At 65.7% G+C, this 24,944-nt stretch carries 17 protein-coding genes, 1 tRNA gene and 1 pseudogene; 6 read left to right on the plus strand and 13 right to left on the minus strand.

Features of this window, described 5'->3' with window-relative positions:
* The first annotated feature begins 126 nt into the window (after positions 1 to 126).
* Positions 127 to 987 carry an aminoglycoside adenylyltransferase domain-containing protein gene (locus tag EB835_RS02550; RefSeq protein WP_135807923.1) on the plus strand — a complete coding sequence of 287 codons (861 nt, stop codon included), beginning with the start codon at positions 127 to 129 and terminating at the stop codon, positions 985 to 987.
* A gap of 78 nt (positions 988 to 1,065) precedes the next feature.
* Here the strand turns inward: EB835_RS02550 and EB835_RS02555 are convergent, their stop codons facing one another.
* From EB835_RS02555 to EB835_RS02570, 4 genes are all read right to left on the minus strand, one after another.
* Positions 1,066 to 2,442, minus strand: coding sequence for an NAD-dependent succinate-semialdehyde dehydrogenase (locus tag EB835_RS02555; RefSeq protein WP_135807924.1), 1,377 nt, complete (start codon positions 2,440 to 2,442; stop codon positions 1,066 to 1,068).
* Between the two features lie 326 nt (positions 2,443 to 2,768).
* On the minus strand, positions 2,769 to 4,673 hold the full coding sequence (gene selB, locus EB835_RS02560) for a selenocysteine-specific translation elongation factor (RefSeq protein WP_135807925.1): 1,905 nt from the start codon (positions 4,671 to 4,673) through the stop codon (positions 2,769 to 2,771).
* Positions 4,666 to 5,985 (minus strand): L-seryl-tRNA(Sec) selenium transferase, encoded by a 1,320-nt coding sequence (selA, locus tag EB835_RS02565; RefSeq protein WP_135807926.1) that lies wholly within the window; start codon positions 5,983 to 5,985, stop codon positions 4,666 to 4,668. Before selA ends, selB begins: the two co-directional genes overlap by 8 nt.
* A gap of 63 nt (positions 5,986 to 6,048) precedes the next feature.
* Positions 6,049 to 6,143, minus strand: a tRNA-Sec gene (locus tag EB835_RS02570).
* A 199-nt stretch (positions 6,144 to 6,342) separates the two neighbouring features.
* Between EB835_RS02570 and EB835_RS02575 the strand changes: the two genes are divergently transcribed.
* A complete protein-coding gene (locus EB835_RS02575) occupies positions 6,343 to 10,290 on the plus strand; it encodes a phosphodiester glycosidase family protein (RefSeq protein ID WP_135807927.1) in 3,948 nt (1,315 codons plus the stop codon).
* A 111-nt stretch (positions 10,291 to 10,401) separates the two neighbouring features.
* Positions 10,402 to 11,388, plus strand: a complete 987-nt coding sequence (gene selD, locus EB835_RS02580; protein WP_135807928.1) for a selenide, water dikinase SelD — start codon at positions 10,402 to 10,404, stop codon at positions 11,386 to 11,388.
* Between the two features lie 4 nt (positions 11,389 to 11,392).
* Here the strand turns inward: selD and EB835_RS02585 are convergent, their stop codons facing one another.
* Positions 11,393 to 12,001: a TetR/AcrR family transcriptional regulator gene (locus EB835_RS02585; protein ID WP_135807929.1), complete on the minus strand. Its 609-nt coding sequence runs from the start codon at positions 11,999 to 12,001 to the stop codon at positions 11,393 to 11,395.
* 174 nt (positions 12,002 to 12,175) lie between these two features.
* On the opposite strand from EB835_RS02585, the gene EB835_RS02590 reads away from it, so the two are divergent.
* Positions 12,176 to 13,441, plus strand: coding sequence for an MFS transporter (locus tag EB835_RS02590; protein ID WP_135807930.1), 1,266 nt, complete (start codon positions 12,176 to 12,178; stop codon positions 13,439 to 13,441).
* Positions 13,438 to 15,084, plus strand: a complete 1,647-nt coding sequence (locus EB835_RS02595) for an amidohydrolase (RefSeq protein WP_135807931.1) — start codon at positions 13,438 to 13,440, stop codon at positions 15,082 to 15,084. The genes EB835_RS02590 and EB835_RS02595 overlap by 4 nt, the downstream gene beginning before the upstream one ends.
* Before the next feature lie 77 nt (positions 15,085 to 15,161).
* Here EB835_RS02595 and EB835_RS02600 read toward each other — a convergent pair whose 3' ends face one another.
* From EB835_RS02600 to EB835_RS02635, 7 genes and pseudogenes are all read right to left on the minus strand, one after another.
* A complete protein-coding gene (locus EB835_RS02600) occupies positions 15,162 to 15,380 on the minus strand; it encodes a hypothetical protein (protein ID WP_135807932.1) in 219 nt (72 codons plus the stop codon).
* 318 nt (positions 15,381 to 15,698) lie between these two features.
* On the minus strand, positions 15,699 to 16,991 hold the full coding sequence (gene nrfD, locus EB835_RS02605; protein ID WP_135807933.1) for an NrfD/PsrC family molybdoenzyme membrane anchor subunit: 1,293 nt from the start codon (positions 16,989 to 16,991) through the stop codon (positions 15,699 to 15,701).
* Positions 16,988 to 18,115 (minus strand): 4Fe-4S dicluster domain-containing protein, encoded by a 1,128-nt coding sequence (locus EB835_RS02610; RefSeq protein ID WP_135807934.1) that lies wholly within the window; start codon positions 18,113 to 18,115, stop codon positions 16,988 to 16,990. The genes nrfD and EB835_RS02610 overlap by 4 nt, the downstream gene beginning before the upstream one ends.
* A 425-nt stretch (positions 18,116 to 18,540) precedes the next feature.
* Positions 18,541 to 21,711, minus strand: a pseudogene (gene fdnG, locus EB835_RS02615) (formate dehydrogenase-N subunit alpha); the annotation flags it as partial.
* A 160-nt stretch (positions 21,712 to 21,871) separates the two neighbouring features.
* Positions 21,872 to 22,528: a class I SAM-dependent methyltransferase gene (locus EB835_RS02625; protein ID WP_240688509.1), complete on the minus strand. Its 657-nt coding sequence runs from the start codon at positions 22,526 to 22,528 to the stop codon at positions 21,872 to 21,874.
* 47 nt (positions 22,529 to 22,575) lie between these two features.
* On the minus strand, positions 22,576 to 23,007 hold the full coding sequence (gene trxA / locus EB835_RS02630) for a thioredoxin (protein WP_135807938.1): 432 nt from the start codon (positions 23,005 to 23,007) through the stop codon (positions 22,576 to 22,578).
* A 94-nt stretch (positions 23,008 to 23,101) separates the two neighbouring features.
* Positions 23,102 to 23,569, minus strand: a complete 468-nt coding sequence (locus EB835_RS02635; RefSeq protein WP_240688510.1) for an ABC transporter permease — start codon at positions 23,567 to 23,569, stop codon at positions 23,102 to 23,104.
* On the opposite strand from EB835_RS02635, the gene EB835_RS20225 reads away from it, so the two are divergent.
* Positions 23,559 to 23,762, plus strand: coding sequence for a hypothetical protein (locus EB835_RS20225; RefSeq protein WP_168216606.1), 204 nt, complete (start codon positions 23,559 to 23,561; stop codon positions 23,760 to 23,762). The genes EB835_RS02635 and EB835_RS20225 overlap by 11 nt on opposite strands.
* Here the strand turns inward: EB835_RS20225 and EB835_RS02640 are convergent.
* A complete protein-coding gene (locus EB835_RS02640) occupies positions 23,752 to 24,852 on the minus strand; it encodes an LCP family protein (RefSeq protein WP_135807939.1) in 1,101 nt (366 codons plus the stop codon). The two genes, EB835_RS20225 and EB835_RS02640, sit on opposite strands and share 11 nt — an antisense overlap.
* Positions 24,853 to 24,944: the final 92 nt, after the last annotated feature.

Below are 24,944 nucleotides of genomic sequence, written 5' to 3' on the forward strand. Positions count from 1 at the left end.
GATCTTGCTCAACAAACAGACAGTCAACAGCCGATCAATGGGAATTCGACGCGACTTGAACTACAAGTTTCCCTGAGCTGACTGTTCGCTCGGCGTGAGTTCGGTTGGGTTCGCTACGCTGATCCCATGTCCGCGCCGCTGCCGCCAGACGCCGCAACCGCCATCAGGTCCTACCTGCGTACCGCCGATCGGGTCCTGCCAGGCGGCATCATCGCCTGCGCCGTCACCGGATCGATCGCCCTCGGCGCCTATCGTCCGGGCCGCAGCGACATCGACCTCGTCGCGGTCATCGCCGATGAGTGGCTGGACCGTCCGGATCTCATTCGGCGACTGCGCCTGCTCCACCTCTCGCAGGTGCCCCGCCTGACGGTAGGGGCGACGCGCGGGCGAGGTGTGAGTGCGTGCTGCAATACCGTCTTCATCGCCGAATCCGAGGTCAGTCGCCCCGTCACCGAGATCCGTCCGATCGCCTCCCATACGGGTGAGATCTTCGATGCGCACGGCGCGTTCGACGTCAATCCAGTGATCTGGAAGGAGCTCGTCGACGGCGGCATCACGGTGCGGGGACGACCGATCGCTGCATGGGATCTCGATGCGCAGCCGGAGGCTCTTCAACCGTGGACCCGTACGAATCTGCGCGAGTACTGGACTCCATTGGTCGCACAGCTGCGCGACCGACCGCAGAGAACTCCACGCGCGCTCGTCCATCGTCTCCTCACGTCCCCTCTGGGACTGAGTGCCGGCACCGTCGAGTGGTGTGTGCTCGGTCCCGCGCGCATGCATCACACGCTCAGTACCGGGGAGATCATCGGCAAGGACGAAGCCGGACGTCACGTGTTGAACGCGTTTCCGCAGCATACCCCCATCACCGAGGTGGCCTTGGCCAAGGTGCGCGGCGCGCGGATCCCGTCCGCACCGTCACGTGAGCAGTGGCGAGGACTGACTGCCTCGGCGATGGAGGACATGATCACCGCATCACTCGGCTGACCGACGACCGCAGTGGGTTGAGCGGCCGCCGGGAGCTCGACGACGGTTGCTGTGGTCTTGGGGTGAGCCGAACTGCCCTTATTTCGCGATGAAGTGGAGGCGCTTATTCACGAACTCGCCCATCCCGATCGGACCCATCTCACGACCGAAACCAGACCGCTTCACCCCACCGAAGGGCAACTCAGCCGCCTCAGCAGCAATCGTGTTCACATGCGTCATCCCCACCTCAAGACGAGACGCCACACGATCAGCACGGCCCTCATCAGACGAGAACACCGATCCACCCAAACCAAGGGCACAATCATTCGCCAATTCGAGAGCCTCCTCGTCACTGCTGACCTTGAACACAGTCGCCACCGGTCCGAAGAGCTCCTCACCATACGACTCCGAGTCTCGGGGCACATCGACGAGCACCGTCGGCGCATAATAAGCCGCCGGGCCCTCACCCAACTCACCACCGATGAGCACACGAGCACCTTCAGCAACGGCCTTCTTCACCTGCGCATCAAGGGTTTCGGCAGCGGCACGACTCGACAACGGCACATACTCACCCTCACCCAGATTCAGCGGATCCCCTGGCGTCAACCCGGTCCCCAACTTCACGAGCTCGGCAACGAAGTCGTCATAGATGTCGTCCATGACAATCAGGCGCTTATTCGAGTTGCACACCTGACCGGCGTTATACGTCCGAAACTCCCACGCCTCACGCGCCACAGCTGCAACATCGTCGGCGTCGAGAACAACCATCGGATCGATGCCACCAAGCTCGAGCACAGCTTTCTTCAGGTTCTGTCCGGCCTGGGCACCGATGATCGCACCCGCCCGCTCCGACCCGGTCAACGACACTCCCTGAACCCGGGAGTCAGCGATCATCGCAGCGATCTGATCATGGTTGGCAAACAAGTGGCTATATCCGCCGGCGGGGACTCCGGCGGCGTGGAAGATCTCCTCGATCAGCAGTGCCGACCATCCACAGATATCGGCATGTTTGAGCATGATCGTATTGCCCAGCACCAGATTCGGGGCAGCGAACCGGGCCACCTGGTAGTAGGGGAAGTTCCACGGCATCACACCCAACAGAGCACCGACCGGCAACGATTCGATCCGTGCGGTACCGGGGATGGTCGATGGGATCTGGTAATCCGTGACCAGACTGGGTCCGTGGACGCCGTAGTAGTCGATGATGTCGGCAGCGAACTCGACCTCGTCAACAGACTCGGCATACGACTTGCCCATCTCCACCGAGATCGTTCTGGCAAGTTCGTCCTTGCGCTCATGGAAGATCTCCGCAGCCCTGCGCACAACCGACGCCCGCTCCTGAATATCGGTGTCCTTCCACGTCAGGTACGTGGAGTGGGCGGCAGTCACGGTGGTTTCGATCTCGGCATTCGTTGCCTCGGGGAAGGTCTCGACGATCTCGCCCGTGGCGGGATTCTGAACACGATAGTTCGACATGGTTGCTCCTTCGGAAGTCTCGGGTCGGAATCGCATCTGCGCGACCGGAGACGGTCAATGGTGAGAATTTCTGGTGGACGGTCAGTGCTGCGATCAGGGCAGCGCGCCCGGATATGGGGATCATGAGGCGATGAATGGCGTCGCTGCGGCCCCATCACCGCAGTCAGTTATCACCCATACCATCGACGGAAGCGCCCGGATCGGCGCGAACGATCATTCCGACTTGATCGTAATACAGGTCACTGAGTTTCGCCGAGGCGGCCGCCCACCGACCCGGCGATCGGTTCGTCGTCGTGGCCGCACATCCGATAATGCCGCGAGGGTCCTCAGCGCACGACTTCGCGGTGTGTGGTGTCGAGTCGGCGCGTCCAGCCCCGGCCGTCGAGATGTTCGAGGAGAGGGATGACGATGCGTCGGGTCGTCCCCAGCGCCTGCCTCGCCTGGCTCGTGGTGAAGGGCTGGGCGAGACCGGCGAGGATCCGCATCGCCTGCGCGGGAGTGCGCGGAGACACGATGATTCCGTCGCCGAGGCGCAGGATCCGTCCCGCCTTCTCGGCGACCGCGAGCTCCCGCGCTCCGAGACCGAGTTCGCGCAGGTCATCGGCTTCCGGGGCTGCGAACGGGTCGGCTGCCAGTCGCCGTTCGATCTCGGCGATACCGGCTTCGGCCGCACCGAGTCCCGCGGTATGCCCGGGCGGGCGAACCATTCCGTCGACGGCTTCGAGCCCGGCGCGAAAGATGACCTGGTTGAGCAGTCGGCGAGTCGCGGCGTCCGTGCCTTTGGGCAGGGGCAGAGTCGGCCCAGCGTGCGCTGCCGACGTGGCATCGCTCGTGGTCTTGCCACCAGGCCTTCGATCGGAGTCCGAACCTCGGCGCAGTGTCTCGGCGACGGCCTTGACGGGCACTCCCGCGACCATCGGCGAGGCGGCGAGCTCGCGGCTGACCAGGGAGTTCGTCGCCTCGACCCAAGCGGTCAGCCTCGGCGAGTGGACGAGCCAGCCGCCCACATCCTCAACGTCGGCAGGCAAGGATTCGTCGACGGGCACCTGTAGACCGAACCGGGTGAGGACGGTGCGTTCGACGGCTCCGCGACGGGCCACCTCGGCGAGGACATCGCCATTCACGGGACGTTCGGAGAGCTCCCGAGCCCGCCTGGCGCCGTCGCCTCGTCGGGACAGTTCAGGCGGATCGACATCGAGCACGAGGAGTCCTGCGAAGACGTTGCGGCTGCCCGGGGCGCGAAGCACGATCCGGTCGCTGACCTGCAGCGGAAGGGGCCGATCGAGGGTGAGCCGGGCGTGGTCGGCGTCGAAGGATCGCAGCCGGGCGGGCACGGCGGCGGTGCCGATATGGGCCATGAGTTCGTGGATGCCGGAGTCGAGGGCCTCGCCCATGGTGCGGCGCACATCGATCGCATCGACGATAGGCCAGGCCCCACTCGTGAGCAGGGCGTCGCCGCGGTGAAGGTCGTCGGCGGGGACGTCGCGGAGGTTGACGGCCACGCGGGCCTGTGGGGCCACCTCGTTGGTGGTGGAATTCCGGGATTGCAGACCGCGCACACCCACGGTCCGGTCGATGGTCGCACCGCGCAGTTCGACGGTATCGCCGGTGGTCAGGGTGCCTGCGGTGAGGGTTCCGGTGACGACGGTGCCGGCGCCCCTAATCGTGAACGCGCGGTCGACCCACAGTCGAACCCTCCCCGAGGCGGCCGGAGGCTCGGCCGTGGCCGTGACCTCGTCGAGGACGCGGATGAGTTCGGGCAGGCCCTGCCCGGTCGTGGCTGACACCGTGACGATCGGCGCTGCTTCGAGTGGTGTTCCACGCAGCTGCGCTCTGACCTGAGCCTTTGTGATCTCGACAGAGTCAGGGGCGAGGTCGGCCCGGGTGATGACGACGAGGCCGTGGGTGATGCCCAGTGCATTGATCGCATCGCGGTGGTCACTCGACTGGGCTTGCCAGCCTTTGTCGGCGGCGATGACGAAGCAGGCGATGGGGGCGGGACCGAGACCGGCGAGCATGTTCGCGAGGAACTTCTCGTGCCCGGGGACATCGACGAAAGCGAGTTCGCGCCCCGAGGGCAGGGTCGTCCAGGCGAAGCCGAGGTCGATGGTCAACCCGCGCTTCTTCTCTTCGGCCCACCGATCAGGTTCCATTCCGGTCAGGGCACCCACCAGCGTCGACTTCCCATGATCGACGTGTCCGGCGGTGGCGATGACGAAAGTGTCAGGCATTGTCAGCACGGACTCGCTTGATGGCGGTAGCGATGCGGTTGTCTTCGCTATCGGGTACGCAGCGCAGGTCGACCAAGCATCGTCCCTGGTGGACTCGGGCGACGATCGCAGGATCGCCGCGGCGCAGCGGCTCGGCGAAGACTTCGGGCAGTTCGACGGCCCACCCGGACAGGGGCACTCCGGGGGCTCCCCCGCCGCCGACTCGTCCGTCGTGGTCGACGATCGTGGCACCGACCGCCTCGGCGAGAGTTTCGGTGCGTTTCCGCAGGTGATCTGCGTCGATGTGGAGGGCGTCGTGGATCGGGTTCGCCGTGTGCGTGATCGTGGCTTCGAGTGCGGCGAGGGTGAGTTTGTCCGTGCGCAGCGCTCTGGCCAGGGGGTGTTTGGCCAGTGTCTGCACTGCTTCGGTGCGGCCGAGGATGAGGCCGGCCTGCGGGCCGCCGAGGAGTTTGTCGCCGGAGACGATGACGAGGTCGGCGCCGGCGCGCAGTGCGGTGTCGATATCGGGTTCGTCGGGCAATGCCGGGTCGGGAGTGAAGAGCCCGGAGCCGAGGTCGACGATGAGCGGCAGGTTGTGCTCGTCGGCGAGTCCGCGCAGGTCGGCCACCTCGACGGAGGAGGTGAATCCTTCGACGCGAAAGTTGCTCGTGTGCACCTTGAGCAGGCAGGACGTGTCGTCGCTGATGGCCTCGGCGTAGTCGGCCACGTGGGTGCGGTTCGTCGTGCCGACCTCGCGCAGCCTGGCGCCGGTCGTCGTCATAAGGTCGGTGAGACGGAACCCGGCACCGATTTCGATGAGTTCGCCGCGGCTGATGATGATCTCGCCGGAACCTGTGCCGCGGCCGCGCAGTGCAGTGACAGCCAGCAGCAGGGCGGCGGCTCCGTTGTTGACGACAAGGGCGTCCTCGGCCGCCGGGCAGGCCCGCAGCAGGGCGGCTTTCGCTCCGGTCCCCCGCTTGCTGCGTTTGCCGGTGCCGAGGTCCATTTCGACGTCGACGTAGCCGGCCGCCTCGGTGATGGCCTGTGTCGCCGCAGGTGAGAGCGGTGCCCGGCCGAGGTTCGTGTGGACGAGGATGCCGGTGGCGTTGAGCACCGGGGTCAGGGAGGAGGCCGAACGGGAAGCGAGCGAGGAGACAATGGCGGAGGCCACCTCGGCGACGGGGATCTCACCGGCCCGGGCGGCGTTCTGCACCTCGGAGATGATGGCCTTGATGGTCGCCTGGTTGAGGCGCTCACCTGCTGCGATGACCTCGGGAAGGGCGAGGAGATGATCCGTGCGCGGAATGGATCGACGCGGGTCGGACTCGACCATCTGACCTCCTCCTCTGTGCGGGGTCATGGCGGCGCCGCTTGGTCGGCGGAACCGCGAAACGGTTGGCGGAGGCGGACGGGAATCGAACCCGCCAGACCGAGATACTCGGTCTCACTGGTTTTGAAGACCAGGGCGCCCACCAGGACACGGACGCCTCCATAAGGAATCCTATCGCGGGTGTGAGCGAGGTGAAGCGAAGGGCCGATGCGGCCGGGGCGGCGCTCGTTTGACCAAACGAACCAGTATCGAGCGCGCCGGTACCGATCTTCCGACCGAGTTCACTCACCATTCGCTCAGGCTTCTCCGAGCGCGGCTTAAGGTGACAAGGTTCCCAGCCATCACCGCTCGAAGGTCGTCATGCCCTCTTCGCTTCATCCTGCCTGGTCACACCGCCGATCCCATCCCACCGGAGCGCGACTTTTCATCCCCGCCATCCTCGCCACACTGGCGGTCCTCGCTGCCCCTGTCGCACCCACCGGATCGCTTCCCGGTCTTCCGGGTCCCGCCTCAACGCCGGCCTATGCGGCACCGCCGAGTGATGACGACCTCAGCAGGGACGGGTCGGCACTGCGCGACGTCGAAACCAAACGCGTGGCTCCGGGACTCGACCTGACGAACTTCTCCCGTCTCGAGGACGGAGGGTGGAACAACGGCAATGTGCTCACCGCGGACCTCACCACGGACTCCCTGTCGATGGACGTCCGCGACACGGGTGAGGTCGCCGGCGCCGGTACCACCAGCGAGATCATGGCGGGCGGACCCGAAGGGAAGAAGGCCGTGGCCGCCGTCAACGGCACGTTCTTCGACATCAACCAGTCGTGGGCACCGATCTACACCTCGGTGTCTCGGGAGGGCATGCGCATCGGCTCGAAGGAGGCCAAACCGGCGCTCACGCTCGAGGACAAGAAGGCAGCCGTGTCGATGCTCTCCGCGGCGGGAACGCTGACCCATGACGGGCAGGAGACGGAACTCGGCGGATTGAACAACCCGGAGCTGAGTCCCGACACCATCGGTGTGTACAACGAGGCGTGGGGAGACCATACGCTCGACCGTCCGGTCGGCGGCCCCGATGACATAGCCGCCGAGATAGCCCGCGTCACTGTCGTCGACGGAAAGGTCACCGAAACCTCGGGCATGGTGGACGAAGCGGGCGACCCGGAAATCCCGGCAGACGGACAGGTCCTGCTCGGCCGCGATGCCGGGGCGAAGACGCTGTCGGAACTCGAAGTCGGCGACGACGTCGATGTCGAGATCGGACCGAGCGAGGATGTCGACATGGGGATCGCGGGCAGCCACCAGATCCTGGCCGACGGCTCGGTTCCCGACCTCCCCGCCGGCGACCTCGAAGACACCGAACACCCGCGCACCGCGGTGGGCATCAGCAAGGACGGTTCGGAGCTGTTCGTCACCACCATCGACGGACGCAGCGAGTCCTCGGGAGGCATGAGTCTCGAGGACATGGGCGAGTTCTTCGCTGACATCGGCGCCTACAACGCGGTCAACCTCGACGGCGGCGGGTCGACGACGATGCTCGCCCGCACAGCCGGCGCAGATGCTCCGGCACTGCAGAACGACCCGTCCGACGGTAAGCAGCGCACCGTCGCCAATGCCCTCGTCTTCTACTCAGACGCCCCCGCAGAGCAGCTGGCCGATGCGCAGATCGAACCCGAACTCGACGGACAGACCACCGTGCTCAAGGGGCTGAGTCGATCGATGAGGGGTACCGGGCTCGGTAAGAATCTCGAACCGATCGCCTCCTCCGGAACGTTCTCCGCCGACTGCGGAGTGAAGCTCGCCGACTCCGATGAGTCGAACGCCCGCGTGACCGGTGAGACCACCGGCAAGGGTCGCGTGAGCTATGCCGTCGACGGGCACACCGCGCGACAGGACCTCGATGTGCTCGGCGAACCGGTCGGACTCTGGCCGAGCGCGCGGAGCATCAACCTCGAGCACGCCCAGGACTCGCAGACGGTGTCCCTGACCGGCTTCGACTCCGAGGGCAGGCGTTCTCTCATCGAAACCGGCGACATCGACGTCGACGCCGACGAAGGGCTGACGGTCGACACCGACGGACTCGGCGAACTCGTCGTCTCCGCCGATTCGTCGACGGCTGGGAAAGGCAAGGACTCCCGCGACGACGAACCGACGTCCGGGAACGTGAAGCTCACCGTCGGAGACGTGACAACGACGATCCCGGTGACCGTCGGCACCGAAACGACCGAGGTCCTCGACTTCTCCGACACCTCGGCGTTCACCGACGGCCACGATCGGGCCACCGGCTCATTCACCGCAGGTGAGCCCAGCCCTGATGGCAAGCCGAGCATCGATCTCACATATGACTTCTCCACCTCCTCGGCGACGCGCGGCTACTACCTCATCCCGAAGGAGCCGGTGAAGCTGGAAGGCAACACGGTGGCGTTCGAGATGATGGTCCGCGGCGACGGCACCGGGGCCTGGCCGAGGCTGCAGGTGAGCACTCCCGACGGCACAGTGACGAACATCGACGGCGACCACATCACCTTCGACGGGTGGCAGAAGGTCCGCTTCACCGTCCCCGAGGGGCTCTCCCAACCGCTCACCCTCGAACGAATCCGGATGATGGAGACCCGGTCTGCCGAGAAGTACAAGGGGGACATTTCGATCTCCGACCTCCAGGCGATCTCCACGCCTGAGACCGACGATCCGGCCACCTCGGCGCGGCATGATCCGGCGCTGCTGACGACCGGGACCGTCGCTGACCGTCCGCAGAACATCGCCGTGATGAGCGACGCCCAGTTCGTCGGCACCGACCCGGATTCCGAAGCTGTCAAGGGTGCTAGGCGGACGCTCAAGGAGATCCGTGCCGCAAAGCCGGATCTGCTCGTCATCAACGGCGACCTCGTCGACGAGGCCTCTCAGGAGGATTTCGAGCTGGCGAAGACGATCATCGACGAGGAGTGGGATGAGTCGATCCCCTACATCTACGTGCCCGGCAACCACGAGATCATGGGTGGGGAGATCGACAACTTCGAGGCCGCATTCGGTTCCCCGACGGGCGAGCGCACCGTGGGGCGGACGAAGATCGTGACCCTGAATTCCTCGGACGGGACCCTCAACGGCAGCGATGATTCGCAGTTGAACATGCTCGAAGACGCCCTCGACGAGGTGGCCGAACGTGACGAGCTGACCGGCATCACCGTGTTCTTCCACCATCCCCCGCAGGATCCGCTGCCGTCGAAGACGAGCCAGCTCGGGGACCGACGGGAGGCCGCGGAACTCGAGAAGAAGCTCGGAGAGTTCCGCAAGGACAGCGGGAAGTCCGCGGCCGTGATCAACGGCCACGTAGGAGCATTCCACGGGTCCGCGATGGAGGGCGTGAGCTACCTGATCAACGGCAATTCCGGGAAGGATCCGGCCGGCACCCCGGCGACCGGCGGATTCACCGGGTGGACGATGCTCGGCATCGATCCCGGCGTCGGCGACGTCGGGGACGATCCGACCACAGCCGATAGGGTCGGCTGGCTGGCCGCGGAGACGAAGCCGCGCGTCGATTCGATCTCACTCGAGGCACCCGGCTCCCTGGCCCCGGGCCAGTCCGCGGACGTCGCGGCGTCCTTCACACAGGGTGAGCGCACCGTTCCCGTCGGGTGGCCGGCGACCGCCCAATGGGGCGGCGACGGTGTCGTGGTCGATTCCGGCGCCGAGGTGGACATGCAGCAGGCGACGGGTGCGAAGGTCAGTGCCCAGTCAGTGAAATCAGGGGTCCCCGAGGCGGCCTCCGACGTCGTCCGCGTCAACCCGGCGACGGGTCAGATCACCGCGGAGAACCCGGGAACCGCGGCCCTCGAGGTCACCGTCAACGGCAAGACCGCGAAGGCCACCGTCGAGGTGGCGGGGGAAGAACCGCCTCCGGGTCCCGGCGATGACGACGGATCGGCCGACAGCGGCGGATCCGCCGACAGTGCGGGAGCTGAGGACGGCTCCGACGCTTCCTCCACGGGAGGCGAGGACGGCTCATCGGAGGGGTCGGACGATGACGGCGCCTCGACCAAGGCCTCGGCCGGTGCCGATGAGGATTCCTCGGCGGGAAGCGGTTCGGCCGGAGCCTCGTCGAATGCCTCTTCGAGTGCCTCGTCAGGAAGCGGCGCAAACGTGGACGGATCGTCCGACGGGGGCGGATCGTCCGACGGGGGTGGGGATCTGCCACGCACCGGCGGACCGGTTCTGCTCACCGCACTGCTCGGCGCGTTGCTGGTCATCGGCGGAATCATCGCCGTCCGCGCGGCCCGCGCGCGGCGGGCCGGCCGTCCGGCGGGGAGGCACTGACCCGGGCGAACGACCGGCCGTGCGCCCGTACGGAGGTGCACGGTCGCCTCGGTGACAGAATGGAATCGGGCGTCCGTCGACGGCCTTGACCGCCGGTGTTAGTCTCGCAGTATGACTGCGATTCAGGACCGTCTGACCTCGTTCGCCCACGGTGGAGGATGCGCCTGCAAGATTCCCCCCGGCGAGCTCGAGGACGCGGTGCGCGGGCTGATCGGCCAGCCTGGTCCGGATGTCCTCGTCGGCCTCGATGACGGCGATGATGCTTCGGCGGTGCGGGTCCGAGACGACCTCGCGGTGCTCTCGACGGCGGACTTCTTCACCCCTGTCATCGACAATGCCTACGACTGGGGGCGCATCGCCGCGGCCAATGCCCTGTCCGACATCTACGCGATGGGCGGGACCCCGGTCACGGCGATCAACCTCGTCGGATGGCCGCGGGAGAAGCTGCCGATGGAGCTGCTCACCGAGGTCCTGCGCGGCGGGCTCGATGTTGCGGCGCAGGCGAACTGCCCCGTCGCCGGCGGCCATTCGATCGACGACCCCGAACCGAAGTACGGCATGGCCGTGACCGGTGTGGCGCATCCGAATGAGCTCATGCGCAACGATTCCGCCGAGGCGAGGCTGCCCCTGACACTTACCAAGCCGATCGGCGTGGGGATCCTCAACAACCGACACAAAGTCACCGGTGAGACCTTCGACGAGGCGATCGCCACGATGACCGCGCTCAACGCCGAGGCCTCACGGGCGGCTGTGGCTGCAGGCGTGCGGGCAGCCACGGATGTCACCGGTTTCGGCCTGCTCGGGCACCTGTTCAAGATGGCACGGGCCTCCGGAGTCGGAGCGGTCATCGATGCGGCTGCGGTGCCCCGCCTCGGCGGAGTCGATGAGTCAATCGCAGCCGGATACGTGTCCGGTGGGACCAGGCGAAACCTCGACTGGGTGCGGCCCCACCTCACCGCCGAGGATTCCGTGACCGAGGACGACCTGCTGCTTCTGGCCGATGCGCAGACCTCCGGCGGACTGCTCGTCGTCGGCGAACTGCCCGGCCACCCAGTCATCGGAGAGATCGTCGTCGGCTCCGGCGTGCACGTGAGGTGAGGGGCTAGGGCTGGTTTATCCCAGCCTCGATGCCGGCGATGATGAAGTCGAGACCGCGTCGGTAGAGCCGATGATTGCGCTCGGTGCCCGCAGGGTGATTCTCAATCAAACTGGTGAGCCGAGAGTCCTCTGACGCAGGAGCGAAGATCACTTGCGGCGACAGCGCATCGAGTGCGGCTCCGAAGGCAAACGCATCGAGCACCTCGATCGTCGTGAGAAGCTCGGTCTCCGGCACACCCGCATCGGCCAACACGTCGATGAGGGACTCGTAGAGAGTCAACGTCCCGGGTTCCTCGACTGTGACTCCGAGCAGGTGGATCATCACCCGTGGATGATCCGAATACAGCCGCCACAGCGAATCCACCATTGCCTTCAGGTTGTCTTTCCATGACCCCTGATCAGGGATGTTCAGGGCGTATTCGACGCTGAGAACCTCACGCATCGCGTGGATGACCCCTTCACGTCCGTCGACATGATGGTAGATCGAGGACAGACTGACCCCGAGCTTCTTGGCCAAGGGCTGGATCTTGAGCTCACCGCCGCCATCGATCATCCCAATCGCTGCGCGTCCGATCTTCTCCCGGCTCAGCAGTGGGGAACTAGGTCGTGCCATGAAGCGCTCACTTCCTCAAGGACGTCCGGACGCCCAGGCGCTTAAGGGGCCCGAAATCTGGACTAACGCTACTCGTCTACGCATTGACAAGGTCTCGGTGTACGGGCACCATTCTATATAACCGAAAACTTTTCGTTTAATTCGCGAAACTCGCACTGGCAAAGGGGCCGACCTATGAGTTCCACTTCCACCTCCGCACCGCCGACACCGGATGATCCGCGGGTCCCCCTCGGGCCGCGGAACGGATCTGCAGTCTTCCTCGTCTCTCTCGCCGGACTCATGCTTGCCAACCTCGCTCCGCTGATCATGTCGGTCTTCGAGCAGATCGGATTCGACGTCGTCGCCTCAGGCAACATCCTCACGTGGGGACTCTTCACTTCGGCTCTCATCGGGTTAGCGACCTCCCGTGCCGCAGCCGGGACCAGGAGACGCACCATCGCCGCCAGCGGACTCGGCATTGCGACTATTGCCTTTCTCGTCGCTGCGCTGGTCACCGGACCCACAGCGCTCATCGTCATCAGCTTCCTCATCGGCTCGGCGGGACTCGGCACTGCGGTATCGACCTCAGGTGCCGCGATTGCCGCACTGCGGAACCCCAACCGGGTCAGCGCATCGTCCGGAGTCGTCAACAGACTCCTCGTCATGGTCGTCCTCGCCGTCATTCCCATCCTCGGCCTGGCCCAGATCACCGTCTTCGGATCACTGGCCCTGCTATCGCTGGTCAGCTTCGCCGTGACGGTCTGGTTGCCGAGCACACCTGAAACATCGACGACCGAGGTGCTCGCCGAAACCCGAGCCGAGGCGACACCCTTATCGAGTCGACCACGCACACCGCGCACAGTCCTCCTCGCAGGAATCGGCGTGCTCATAGTATTCCCCCTGTGGGGAACCAGCGAAGATTCTGTCTGGACACTTGCCCCGACTCTTGGTGATGCGGTCGGCATGTCCGATCAGACCCTCGGCTTTGCGCTCAGCGCGGCTGCGGGCATCGGCGCCGGAGCAATGCTCGTTGTGACCCTGCTCGGCAGCCGAATCGGACGCGCCCTGCCCTTGGGCATCGCACTGGCACTCGGAGGAGCGATCAAGATCTGGATCGGTGTGGAGACGGACCCCGCAATGCTCGCCACTCTCATCATCGCGGTGAACACCATCTACGCCTTCGCCTTCACGCTCTTCATTGCCACTGCCGCCGGTCTCGATGCGCGAGGAAACTGGTCAGGACCGCTGATCGGGGCCTATATCGTCGGTTCGAGCTTTGCCCCGATCATCGGAGCCTGGATCATCGACGGTGTCGGAATTCCGACCTTCGGACTGATCGTGGGTCTCGTCAGCTTCGTCCTCATCATTCCGACGATGCTCATCGCACGCGTATCAACCCGCGTAGAGAAGACGCTCAACAGCCTCGACGAGGCCGCAGTAACCCACGAAAGGACACCATGACCACGGTCTATGAGAATGCCGTTGTCTTCACCGGAGACGAACACGCACCGATCGGCCAGGCAGTGGCGATCGACGCCGGCCGTATTCTCGCGGTCGGAGACACCTCAGCGGTCCTCGATATCGCGGGAGACTCCGCGCAGCGGATCGACCTCGAAGGCAGCCTCCTCGCTCCCGGATTTGTCGAGGGACACACGCACCTGATGATGCTCGGCCAGACGCTCGACAAAGTTCAGCTGCGGGACTGCACGAGTCTCGAGGAGATCCAAGAGCGCTTGGCGCTCAAGCGACAGGAGCAGCCCAAAGCCCCGTGCGTGCTGGGCTCGGGTTGGATGTTCGACGCCATCCCCGGCGACCGGCCCACGGCTGACATGATCGACGAGGTGGTCAGCGACGTCCCCGTGCTCCTCGACTCCAATGATGTGCATTCCGCTTGGGTGAATACAGCAGCGCTTGAGGCCATGGGCATTACAGAGGCGACATCGAACCCGCACGGCGGCGAAATCGTCCGTAATGGGCAGGGGCAGGCGACAGGGTTCCTCCTCGAAAACGCGGCGATCGAGTACGCATGGTCCTATCTCGAGTCCGTCACGACCGATGAGGATCGTGATCGGTTCCTCGACAGCGCCTTCCGCGTCTATCTGGAGAACGGAGTTACCTCGGCGACCGACATGGCGGTGGGCGAAGCAGAGGCGGCGACTTTCCGCCGTCGACTCGAGAGGGACGGACGACTGCCGTTTCCCATCACTGCTCACTGGCTGCTGCGGCCCACCGGCGATCCGGCCCGCGATCTCGCCGCTGTCGCACGAGCCGCCGAGATTCGCGACCAGTTCGCCGACCTTCCCGGCTCCGAATGGTTCCGCATCGTCGGCGTAAAGTTCATCCTCGATGGCGTCATCGATGCCTGCACTGCAGCCATGCGCGACCCCTATGTCGACGGAACGCAGGCCGGGCCGATCTGGTCGTTCGAATCGGCGGCTCCGGTCGCTGTCGCTGCCGATGCCCATGGACTCGAGCTTGCCATGCACGCCATCGGTGACCACGCCAGTGAGATCGCCCTCGACCTTGTGGCCGAATGCGTGCGCGTCAATGGACCCCGAATCCGGTCCCCGCGGATCGAACACCTCGAGTCGGTGACCGATGAGACGATCGCACGCATGGCCGGCCTCGGCGTCGTTGCATCGATGCAGCCGGTGCACTGCGATCCGGCGATCATGGGCAATTGGATGACGGTGCTCGGAGGGCAACGCGCCGAGAACGGGTTCCCGTGGCAGAAGTTCCGTGAGGCCGGAGTCCACATTGCTCTGGGCACGGATGCGCCGACGGCACCGCATCAGATGTCGCACAACCTCTTCATCGCCTTGACCACCCGCTCGGCATTAGAACCTGGGGATACCAACTATCATCCGGAGCGAGCCTTCACGCCAGCCCAAGCATTGGGTGCGCTCACGCATGCCGCGGCGCGGGCAGGGGGATTCGCCGACGGCATTGGCCGGATCACCCCAGGGGGTCGTGCCAACCTCGTCGTTCTCGACGTCGATCCCTTCTCCGATGATCAGGACCGACTACTCGAGGCTCAGGTACGCGCCACCTTCGTCGACGGTGAGGTGGTGTGGCAGAACAGAGAAGCAGTCGTAGATGGCTGACTTGGAAGAAGAGCCATTGCCCACAGTCCGTTTCTTCAAATGACGGTGCTGCGACTCGGCGTCGCTCCGATGCCTACTCAGCGCGGGGTGATGTCCTCGTCCCAGAATTGGCGGAAGCTGGCCATACAGAACCAGAAGATGACCCCCTGGACGAGTCCGAACAACAGTGTCTCCCACCAACTGAACATCCCATTGCTCAAACCAAGGAAATTCATTAGGAAGTAGATCAGCGGAAAGGCCACCGCGACCGCCACACCGAACCTAAGGCTCTGACGATCCTTGAGCAGCTTCTTCATAGGTCTCTCTCGCTACCCGACACACTTCAAATTGCAAGCTATGTTGCTGAATATGGTGTCTGGTGAGGCTGTTTTTGACGCCGATCGGCGTTCGCAGAGGGAAGTTTCGCGACGATTTCGAGCATCCCTCATCGGTGCTCGCACACCACCCCGTTGCACCGAGGTGTTTTGGCACGAAAGCCGAGGGGTTCCATAGGAACTGTAGGAAGACCCACTCGCGAGTGGGTGCTGGCACTACCGGCGCCCAGCAACACGAACGGTGAGGGATGCTCACGGTGAGGGGCGCTCGCGCTTAGCGGTGATGCCTTGCCCGCCCGTCTAGCGGCCGGTGGTGATGGAGTCGTCGGTGATGCCGGCTGCGCGACGTTCTTCGAGGCGAGCGCGCTGCGGTTCGACGACGTGACGCGGGTCCTTCGTCGATTCGATGCCGGCCTCGAGCACTCCGAAACGCGTGTACGCCGAGGCGGCAGCGAGAGCCGCACCGGAGACGACTGACAGCCCACGCAGCACGGCACGCGTCTTCCAGCTCCGTTTGGCGACTCCAACAGAGCCAGCACTTCCGACAGCCTCGGCAACTGCACCAGCCACACCCGAAGCACCAGTCGTACCGGAACCCCGTGCCAGCTTCTTCGCGAACACACGTGCCCCCACCTCGACGGCGGCGGCACCGACGGCCCCGGCGATGAGCAGCTTCTCGGCACGGTGGAGCTTGTGGCCCGGCTCGCCGTCGTCCATCGGATCGACCTCGGCCGGGTGCATGCGCTTCCTCATCGCCGACATCGCATAGGCTTCACCAGCGGTCCCGGCGAGCGCGAGCAGCCTGGCCGGTCCGGTCTCGGCGACGGGCGCCAATGCCATCGCGGCACCTCCGGCGGCCATCGACGCCGAGGACACGAAAACGTACGGCAGACCATTGCGACCAGCCGCGTTCCAGGTCGGAACGGCCGTCGCCCCCAGAAGCACGGCGGTATAGGCAGCCAGCGGTGTGGCAAAGAACGCGGACTCGATTGCGGCAGGAGTCTCCATGCCATGGAGCACCTTGCGAAGCGGGCCCAGGGGCAGCAGCTTCTCACCCGTGATTCGGTCGAGTTCGATCGCGAAGGTCACACCCGATCCGACGCCGAAGCCCGAGAGGATCCACGTGCCCAAGCTCATCGGCGACGACACTTTGACCACGCGCATCATGTTGAGGAACCGTTCGGGCCGGCCGAGGTCGGCCACGAGTGCGGCACCGCCGATGCCGGTCGCGGCGATCGCGGTCATCCGGGAGGCGATGCGCATGCCCGGCCGATCGGTCAGCTGCGCGCCGAATCCCAGCAGCGACGAACCTCCGGCCAGACCGCCGAGGAACAGGTACGTCCCGATCTCGTCGCCCCACGGTGGGGCCTTGACGATCGGTCGACCGTAATACGAGGTGAACTCGACGTCCTCGACCATCGGCATCTCACGATTGCCGTCGGCTCCGCGGTTCTTCCATCCGCCGCCGCGTCCGCCCCGTCGGCCACCGGGACCCTCAGGTCCGCCGGAACCTCCACGTCCGCCTCGGCGACGTTTTCTGCGTCCGCCTTCCGGCTCGGGTGGGCGGTAGGAATCGTATTCTGATGTGCTCATGAACGGCGGCTCCCGAGGAACGCGAGTCCGGCGGCGGCGACCATGCCCAGCGCCGCGATCCCGGCGTTGGCGTACATCTTCGGCAGGTCCTTCGTCGCGACCCGCGGGTCCGGCGGCAGGCCGTAGACCTCGGGTTCGTCGAGGAGGAGGAACACGGATCCGGTGCCGCCGACTCCGTCGTTCGGGTTCGCCCCGTACAGACGGGCCTCGGTCAGGCCCTTCGCATGGAGTTCGGCCACGCGGTCATGTGCCTGGTCGACCATGTCCGACCGGTCGCCGAACTTGATCGACTGGGTCGGGCAGGTCTGGGCGCACGCCGGTTCCTGACCCTCGACGAGGCGGTCATAGCAGAGGGTGCATTTGTTCGCCGTGCCCGCATCCGGCACGTCCATGTCAGAGGCCTTGCGATCATCCCGGTCGGTGGGGGTGTTGATCGTGCCGTCGTCGCGGCGTTCGATGACCCCGAAGGGGCAGCCGGCCACACAGGTGCCGCAGCCGTTGCAGACATCGTTCTGCACGACGACGGTGTCGAATTCGGTGCGGAAGAGCGCGCCCGTCGGGCACACGTCGAGGCAGCCGGCGTGGGTGCAGTGTTTGCACACGTCAGAGGACATCAGCCACCGGAAGTCCGCGGTGTCCGGCGGTGTCGTGTCGACGTTCGACAGGTCGGTCGGCTCCAGCGCTCCGGGGGCCAGCAGGTCGACGCCCAGCTCAGGAGTCGTCGGCAGTCCCGCACTCGTCTGCCCTTCCGCAGCGGCACCGAGGGCTCCGTCGAGCGGCTGCGCCCCGGAACTCTCATCGGTGCGCGGACGGATCGTCGGCATCCCGAGGTTGACGAGTTTGCGCCCGGATTCCCGGGCCTTCTCGATGCGTTCGGAGTCCTGTTCGATGAAGGCCACGTGCCGCCAGGTGTTCGCGCCGAGGCTGCCCGTGTTGTCGTAGGAGGAACCCAGCAGTTCGAAGGTGCCGTCCTGCGGGTTGTTGTTCCACTCCTTGCACGCGACCTCGCAGGCCTTGCAGCCGATGCAGATCGAGGTGTCGGTGAAGAAGCCCTTGCGGCTGTGGGGCGAATCGTGCCAGTGCCCGTCCGCCAGCGCGCCCCCATCGATCGTCGGTGTCGACATCAGTCGTCCTCCTCCTCGTTCTCCTGCCGTGCCCTGGCTGCGCGGGCGCGTGCTTCCGCGGCGGCCACCTCGGTGTCGGCGATCGCGCTGCCGTCGGCGTGCCGTCCGTGGTCGGGGTCGCCGTCGCTGGGGTCACCGTCGTCAGCGCGGTTGGCCACGGCCGTCTCAGTGGGTTCGGCGGGTTCGATGGTGATCCTACCGCTGCGGTCATCGGCACTGTCGACCATCGCCGCAGTGTCCGTGTCCTGATCCGATCCACTCGCCGAGGCGGCCGCGCCGTCCCCGTCGGAGGCTCCCTCCGGTGCCCCGTCCAGGGTCCTGCCCGGGGTGACTCCGACGGCCGAATCGCCGCCGCGGTGAGCGTGCCCACCTGCGCTGTGTCCCTGTCCGGCTTCATGGGAGGCCTCGACCTCCTCGGCGGAGACCGTGACCTGCTGGTTGCCCGATTCGGGGCTCAGTCCGGCCTCACGCTGGTACTTCTCGACGAAGTCGACGAGTTCGGGACCGCGCGGACGCCTGCCGGGAACGATCGTGCCCGCGACGTACTTGCTGTTCTGGATGTAGACGTTCGGATCCATCGTCACGCCGAGCAGGTCGTTGGCCGAGTCGCCCTCGACCACGGCACCCGTACCGCCCACACCCCAGTGGTAGGGCAGGCCGATCTGGTGGACCGTCTTCCCACCGATCGTCAGCGGAGTCATTCGGCGGGTCACGAGCACGCGGGCCTCGATGGCCGCCCGCGGGGAGACCAAGGTCGCCCAACCGTAGGGCTCGAGCCCCACCTCGGCGGCGAGCTCCGGTGAGATCTCACAGAACATCTCCGGCTGCAGCTCGGACAGGTACGGCAGCCAGCGGGACATTCCTCCGGCGGTGTGGTGCTCGGTGAGCCGGTAGGTCGTGAACACGTAGGGGAAGACCTCGGAACCGGGCAGCCCGGCACCGGGTGCGGACAGGTTGTCCTCTCGGCGCATGACCATCCGAGTGGGGCTGTTCTGCTGTGAGTACAGCGGGTTCGTGACCGTGGATTCCTGCGGCTCGTAGTGGGTGGGGATCGGTCCGTCGATCATGCCGCTGGGTGCGAACAGCCAGCCCTTGCCGTCGGCCTGCATGATGAATGGATCATCGCCGTCGAGGTTGGCGGGACCTCCATAGGCGGCATCTGATCGTGCGGCCGGTGCGCGGTCGATCGGGAAGTCGGGCACATCCTTGCCCGTCCACTTCCCGGTCTCTTCGTCCCACCACACGAACTTCTTCCGCTCCGACCAGGGAGTTCCGTCGGGTGCGGCCGAGGCGCGGTTGTACAGGACCCGGCGGTTCGCCGGCCACGCCCACGCCCATTCGGCGGCGGTCTCATCCTGTTCATCTCGCGGTTTGCGGCGGGCTGCCATGTTCTGACCACCCGCATAGACGCCGGCGTAGATCCAACAGCCGCCGGCGGTGGATCCGTCGGAGGCGTACTGGTTGAAATTCTCCAGCGGCTGCCCGTCGTCCTCGCCGCCGACCCGGTAGCCGTTGATCTCCTTGACCACGGCTTCGGCGTCGACTTCGCCGTCTTCGTCGACCGGATAGTCCCAGGTCATGTCGAGCAGCGGCCGATCGCGCGGATCGTCGGAGTCCTTGAGCTTCTCGCGCACCGCTTGGCCGAGTTCATAGAAGAAGTCGAGTTCGCTCTGTGCATCCCCGGGCGGGTTGACGGCCTTGTGGCGCCACTGCACGAGACGCTGGGTCTGCGTGAAGGTGCCGGCCTTCTCCGTGTGGTTGGCCGCAGGCAGGAAGAACATCTCGGTGTCGATGTCCTCGGTCTTCAGCTCCCCGGTCTCGATCTCGGGGCCGTCCTTCCACCAGGTGGCGGATTCGATGAGGCTGAAGTCGCGCACGACCATCCACTTCAGGTGGCTCATCGCCATGCGCTGCATGCGCCCGTTGGCCGATCCCACGGCCGGGTTCTGGCCGAGCAGGAAGTATCCGTCGACACCGTCATCCAGCATCCGCACCGCGGTCTGGTACGTCCCGTGAGCGCCGTTGATGCGCGGCAGGTAGTCATACGCGAAGTCGTTGTCCGCGGTGGCCGCATCGCCCCACCAGGCCTTGAGCAGACTCGTGGCGTAGGCACGGCCGTTGGCCCAATACCCCTTGTGGGTCTCCGGCGTGCCGACGGCGGCGACATAGTCGTCGAAAGTGTCGTGGACTCCCGCACTGGGCATCGGCAGGTAGCCGGGCAGCAGGTTGAACAGGGTCGGAATATCGGTCGACCCCTGGATCGTCGCGTGCCCGCGCAGCGCCATGATTCCTCCGCCCGGTCGACCCATATTGCCCAGCAGGAGCTGGAGGATCGAGGCGGTGCGGATGAATTGCGCACCGAGGCTGTGCTGAGTCCAACCGACCGCGTAGGCAAAGCACGTGGTCCGCTCCCGGCCCGAGTTCTCTGTCACCGATTCGTACAGGTAGTCGAAGTCTGCAGGTTTGATCCCGCAGTTCTCTTCGACCATTTCCGGCGTGTACCGGGAGTAGTGGTGTCTGAGGATCTGGAAGACCGTCTTCGGGTCCTCCAGGCTCGGGTCCTTGAGCGGAGCACCGTTCTCATCCGTCTGGTACGACCACGACGAGTTCTCGTACGAGTGCGTATCCCGGTCGAAGCCGGAGAACAGTCCGTCGAGGTCTTCGGTGTCGACATAGTCTTCGCTGATGAGGTTCGCGGCGTTGGTGTAGGCGCGCACGTACTCGTCGAAGTGTCGGCCCTCGGACAGCACGCGATTGATGAGCGCACCGAGCAGCACGATGTCGGAGCCGGCCCGGATGGGCACATGCCTATCGGCGATCGCGGTGGTCCGCGTGAAACGAGGATCGACGTGGATGATGCGGGCACCACGGGCCTTGGCCTCGGTCACCCACTGGAAGCCCACGGGGTGGCACTCGGCCATATTGGAACCCTGGATGATGATGCAGTCCGCATTCGCCATATCCTGGACGGGTTGTGTGGCGCCGCCGCGCCCGAACGAAGTTCCCAGACTGGGAACTGTGGCGGAGTGTCAAATGCGCGCCTGGTTCTCGATCTGTATCGCCCCGGCGGCGGTGTAGAGCTTCTTGGCGAGGTAGTTCTCTTCGTTGTCGATCGTCGCCCCGCCGAGGCTGGCGATGCCCATCGTGCGCCTGAGCGGGTGGCCCTTGTCGTCGAAGTCCTCCCAGTGGTTGCGGCGGGCTTCGAGGAACCGGTCGGCGATCATGTCGATCGCAGTCGACAGGTCGATCTTCGTCCAGTCCTTGGCCTTCGGGGCCCGGTAGAGGACGTCGGTGACGCGGCCGGGGGCGTTGACGAGCTGTTCGCTGGCCGCACCCTTCGGGCACAGGCGCCCGCGTGAGATCGGCGAATCCGGGTCGCCTTCGATCTGGACGACCTTGTCGTCCTTGACGAAGATCTTCTGTCCGCAGCCGACAGCGCAGTATGGGCACACGGATTGGACGACCTTGTCGGCCGTGACGGTGCGTGGGGTGGTGTCTCGGGTCTGCTGAGACACGACGGATTCGCCGCGTCCCGTCTTATCCGACGTGCGGAACTGCCGGAGTACCGGCCACTCGAGGAAGCTGAACCGAGCCATGGCACCAGCTTAGACCCTCAGTGGGCGGAAATGCACCTGGTGAGACCGGTGGTTCGACTCTGTCTCGGGTTGTGGGAATCACCCGTTCACCGAGGCGGCTCCGCGGTCGGTCTTGACCGCGGAGCTCTCGGTGCTGGAAACCGGAATCGGACCGTGGAGCTCAGACCCTGCGGGCCAGAAGAACGGCGTCATCGAGTTCGGCGGGTTCGCCGGACGGTGAGGTCACCTGTCGTGTCCGGGTTTCGGCGAGTTCGATCTCCCACCGGTTCGGACTGGCGCCGATGAGGAGGGCGAAGTCTCCGTTCGGGCTGACGAGTTCATGGTGGTGGTCCATGCCGTGCTCGAACTTCTCACTGTGTTCTTCCGCCCACGGCGGCATCGTCGCATGGGACACGAGCAGGAGAGCCCCGCCCGGTGCCACGTGTGCGGCGACTCGGGCCAGCAGTTCTTCTCGGGTGTCGGGCAGCCGGGTGTGGAGGAAGGAACCGGTGACGAGGTCGAAGCCGCCTCGGCGGTCGTGGTCCTCCGGTTCCCAGGTGGAGATGTCGGCGACGGTGAGTTCAGCGGAGACTGACCGGGATTCGGCCGCCTTGCGGGCACGGTCGATGGCCGTGGTCGAAAGGTCGATCCCGGTGGCGTCCCAGCCGTTCTCGGCCAGCCAGATGACGTCGGCCCCTTCACCGCAGCCGACGTCGAGGACGCGACCGGGGGTCATGGCGGAGACGATGGCCACAAGCGCCTCGTTCGGGTTTCCTGACCAGATGGTGTCGTCGGAGTCGGCGTAGCGCTCCTCCCACGCGGCCACGGAATCGGGCACGCCGGTATCGTCAGCGCTGGTGTGGTCGTTGTGGCTGCCGGTCGCGGTCACTTGTCGACGCCCGGGTCAGCCGGGATCGAATCAGGTGCGGCATCGTCCGCGTCGTCGGTCTCTGCGGCGGCTTCCTGCTTGGCCAGTTCGGCACGGACTTCGTCCATGTCGAGGCCCTCGACGGCGGTGATGACCTGTTCGAGCTGCGGAGCGGCGAGCGCACCGGGCTGGGCGAAGACGACGATGCCCTGGCGGAAGGCGACGAGCGTCGGGATCGACGAGATCGCGAAGAGTCCGGCCAGCTGCTGCTGAGCTTCGGTGTCGATCTTGCCGAAGACGATGTCGGGGTTGGCCTCGGCGGCCTGTTCGAAGACCGGGGCGAACTGTTTGCAGGGGCCGCACCAATCGGCCCAGAAGTCGAGGAGGATGATCTCGTTGTCGTTGATGGTCGACTCGAAGTTGTCTTGCGTGATTTCGATCGTAGACATGCGGCCCAGTCTAGGGGCCGACCATGAATGCTCACTGGACGGCGGTGGTCGAACGGTCGTTTCGGCCGTCCGATCGGTGGCCGGGAGCCGAGCGTCACTGCTCCGGTGCCGGCAGGACGCGGGCACCGGCGGCGATGCGGGTGCCGAGGACCGCGGTGATCGCACCGGCGAGGATGAGCGCGGCGAGCACGACGATTTGGAACTCGGCGGCTTCCAGCGGTGAGGCGCCACCGAAGAGTGCACCGACGAAGGCACCGGGCAGCGTGACCAACCCTGTGTTCTTCGTCTGATCGAGGTTCGGCAGCAGGGCTTCTCGGATGGATTCGCTGCGCAGACGCTGTACCGCCCGTCGAGGCTTTGCACCGAGGGACAGCCACGCCTCGACCTCTCCGGCCCCGGTGCGCAGGTTCGCGGCGAAGCGCCGCATCGACAGGGTCGCCACGGTCATGCAGGTGCCGGTGACGATTCCGGCGATGGCGATGACCCGCTCGAACTCACGGTCGACGAGGCCGAGGACGAGCACGAGTCCCAGAGTGGTCAGGGATCCGACGATGACCCCCACAACAGCGCCGAGGCGACCGCGCGGCATCTGCCTGGCTCGCCGCAGGGAGGTCACCGAGGCGGAGGATGATCACCGCGATGACGACGAGCACGGCGACGCCCAGCAGCAGGGGCAGGACCTCGGCGATCAACACGAGGTCAGTCTATGGTCGATCTCCTCCGCTGCTCATCGGCGAACCCACCTCAGTCGGTGATGTCGGTAATCGGCTCGTCGGCGTTGATGGCGGCGAAGACCTCGTCGGCCTGCGCGGATTTGACCACGCGATTCGGGTTCTCCGGGGCCGGCGTCCAGGGCATGATGTCGAAGGTGATGTCGTCCCTGGGCACCGCGGCCACGGTCTTGGCCAGCGAGGCCAACGACGGGACCGAATCGAGTTCATCATCGACTTCGAGCGAGGAAGTCACCGCGTCGAGGAACCCATAGAGACGGTCCGGGCGGGTGAGCACCTTGGAACTCTTCGCCCGGTCGATGATGGCCTCCATGACCATCTGCTGGTTGTCCATGCGGGAGATGTCGCTGCCGTCGCCGACGGCATGCCGGGTCCGAGCCAGCGCGAGGGCGTCGGTCCCGCCGAGAGTCTGCTCGCCGGCGGGCAGGTCGAGGTTCGCTTTCGGGTCCTGCAGCGGTTCGTCGAGGTCGACGGTGATCCCGTCGAGGGCGTCGACGATCGCAGCAAAGCCGTCGAAGTCGACGTTGATGAAGTGGTCGACGCGCACGCCGGTGAGCACCTCGGCGGCCGAGACCGAGCAGGCGGGGCCGGCGTTGAGGGCCGAGTTGATCATCCCGTGCATGGCCTCTGATGCGCCTAGTCCGGTGTCGTCGCAGGCGGGAATGTCCAGGATCGTGTCCCGCGGAATCTGCACGGCGTCGATGCGGCTTCCGTCTCCGGACACGTGGGCCAGGATCATCGCATCACTGCGCGCCCCCTCGGCGTCGCCGTACCCCGGCGCCGAGGCGGATCCCGAGTCCTGTGCGGAAGCGAGATCTCTGGTGTCGGAGCCGATGATGAGCACATTCGTCTCATCGGTGAGCTTCTCCGGAACATCGGCACCGTCATGGGCGCGGAGAGCCGATGAGGAGATGTTGGCGCCGAGGTTGTGCACCGCGATCGCGATCGTCAGCGGGGCGGCGATGACAAGGACCGCGGCTACCGCCACGAAGGTGCTTCGCCTGCGGTACTTCGCGGCCAGGCGGCGACGGCGTCGCGGTCCGATGGTCAGCGGTTCGTCTCGGTCGTCCACTATTCGGGCGGCTCCTGCGTCGGGGATAACGGCGGATTGCATACAAAATGCTTTGCATACAATCCTAAACACGAGGAGTGCGGCTTGTCAGTGATTCCACGTCACTGTGTGCCATCTCTCGACGTTGATCTCGG

Origin of the sequence: Brevibacterium sp. S22 (genome assembly GCF_004745485.1) — a bacterium.
Classification (GTDB): Bacteria; Actinomycetota; Actinomycetes; order Actinomycetales; family Brevibacteriaceae; genus Brevibacterium.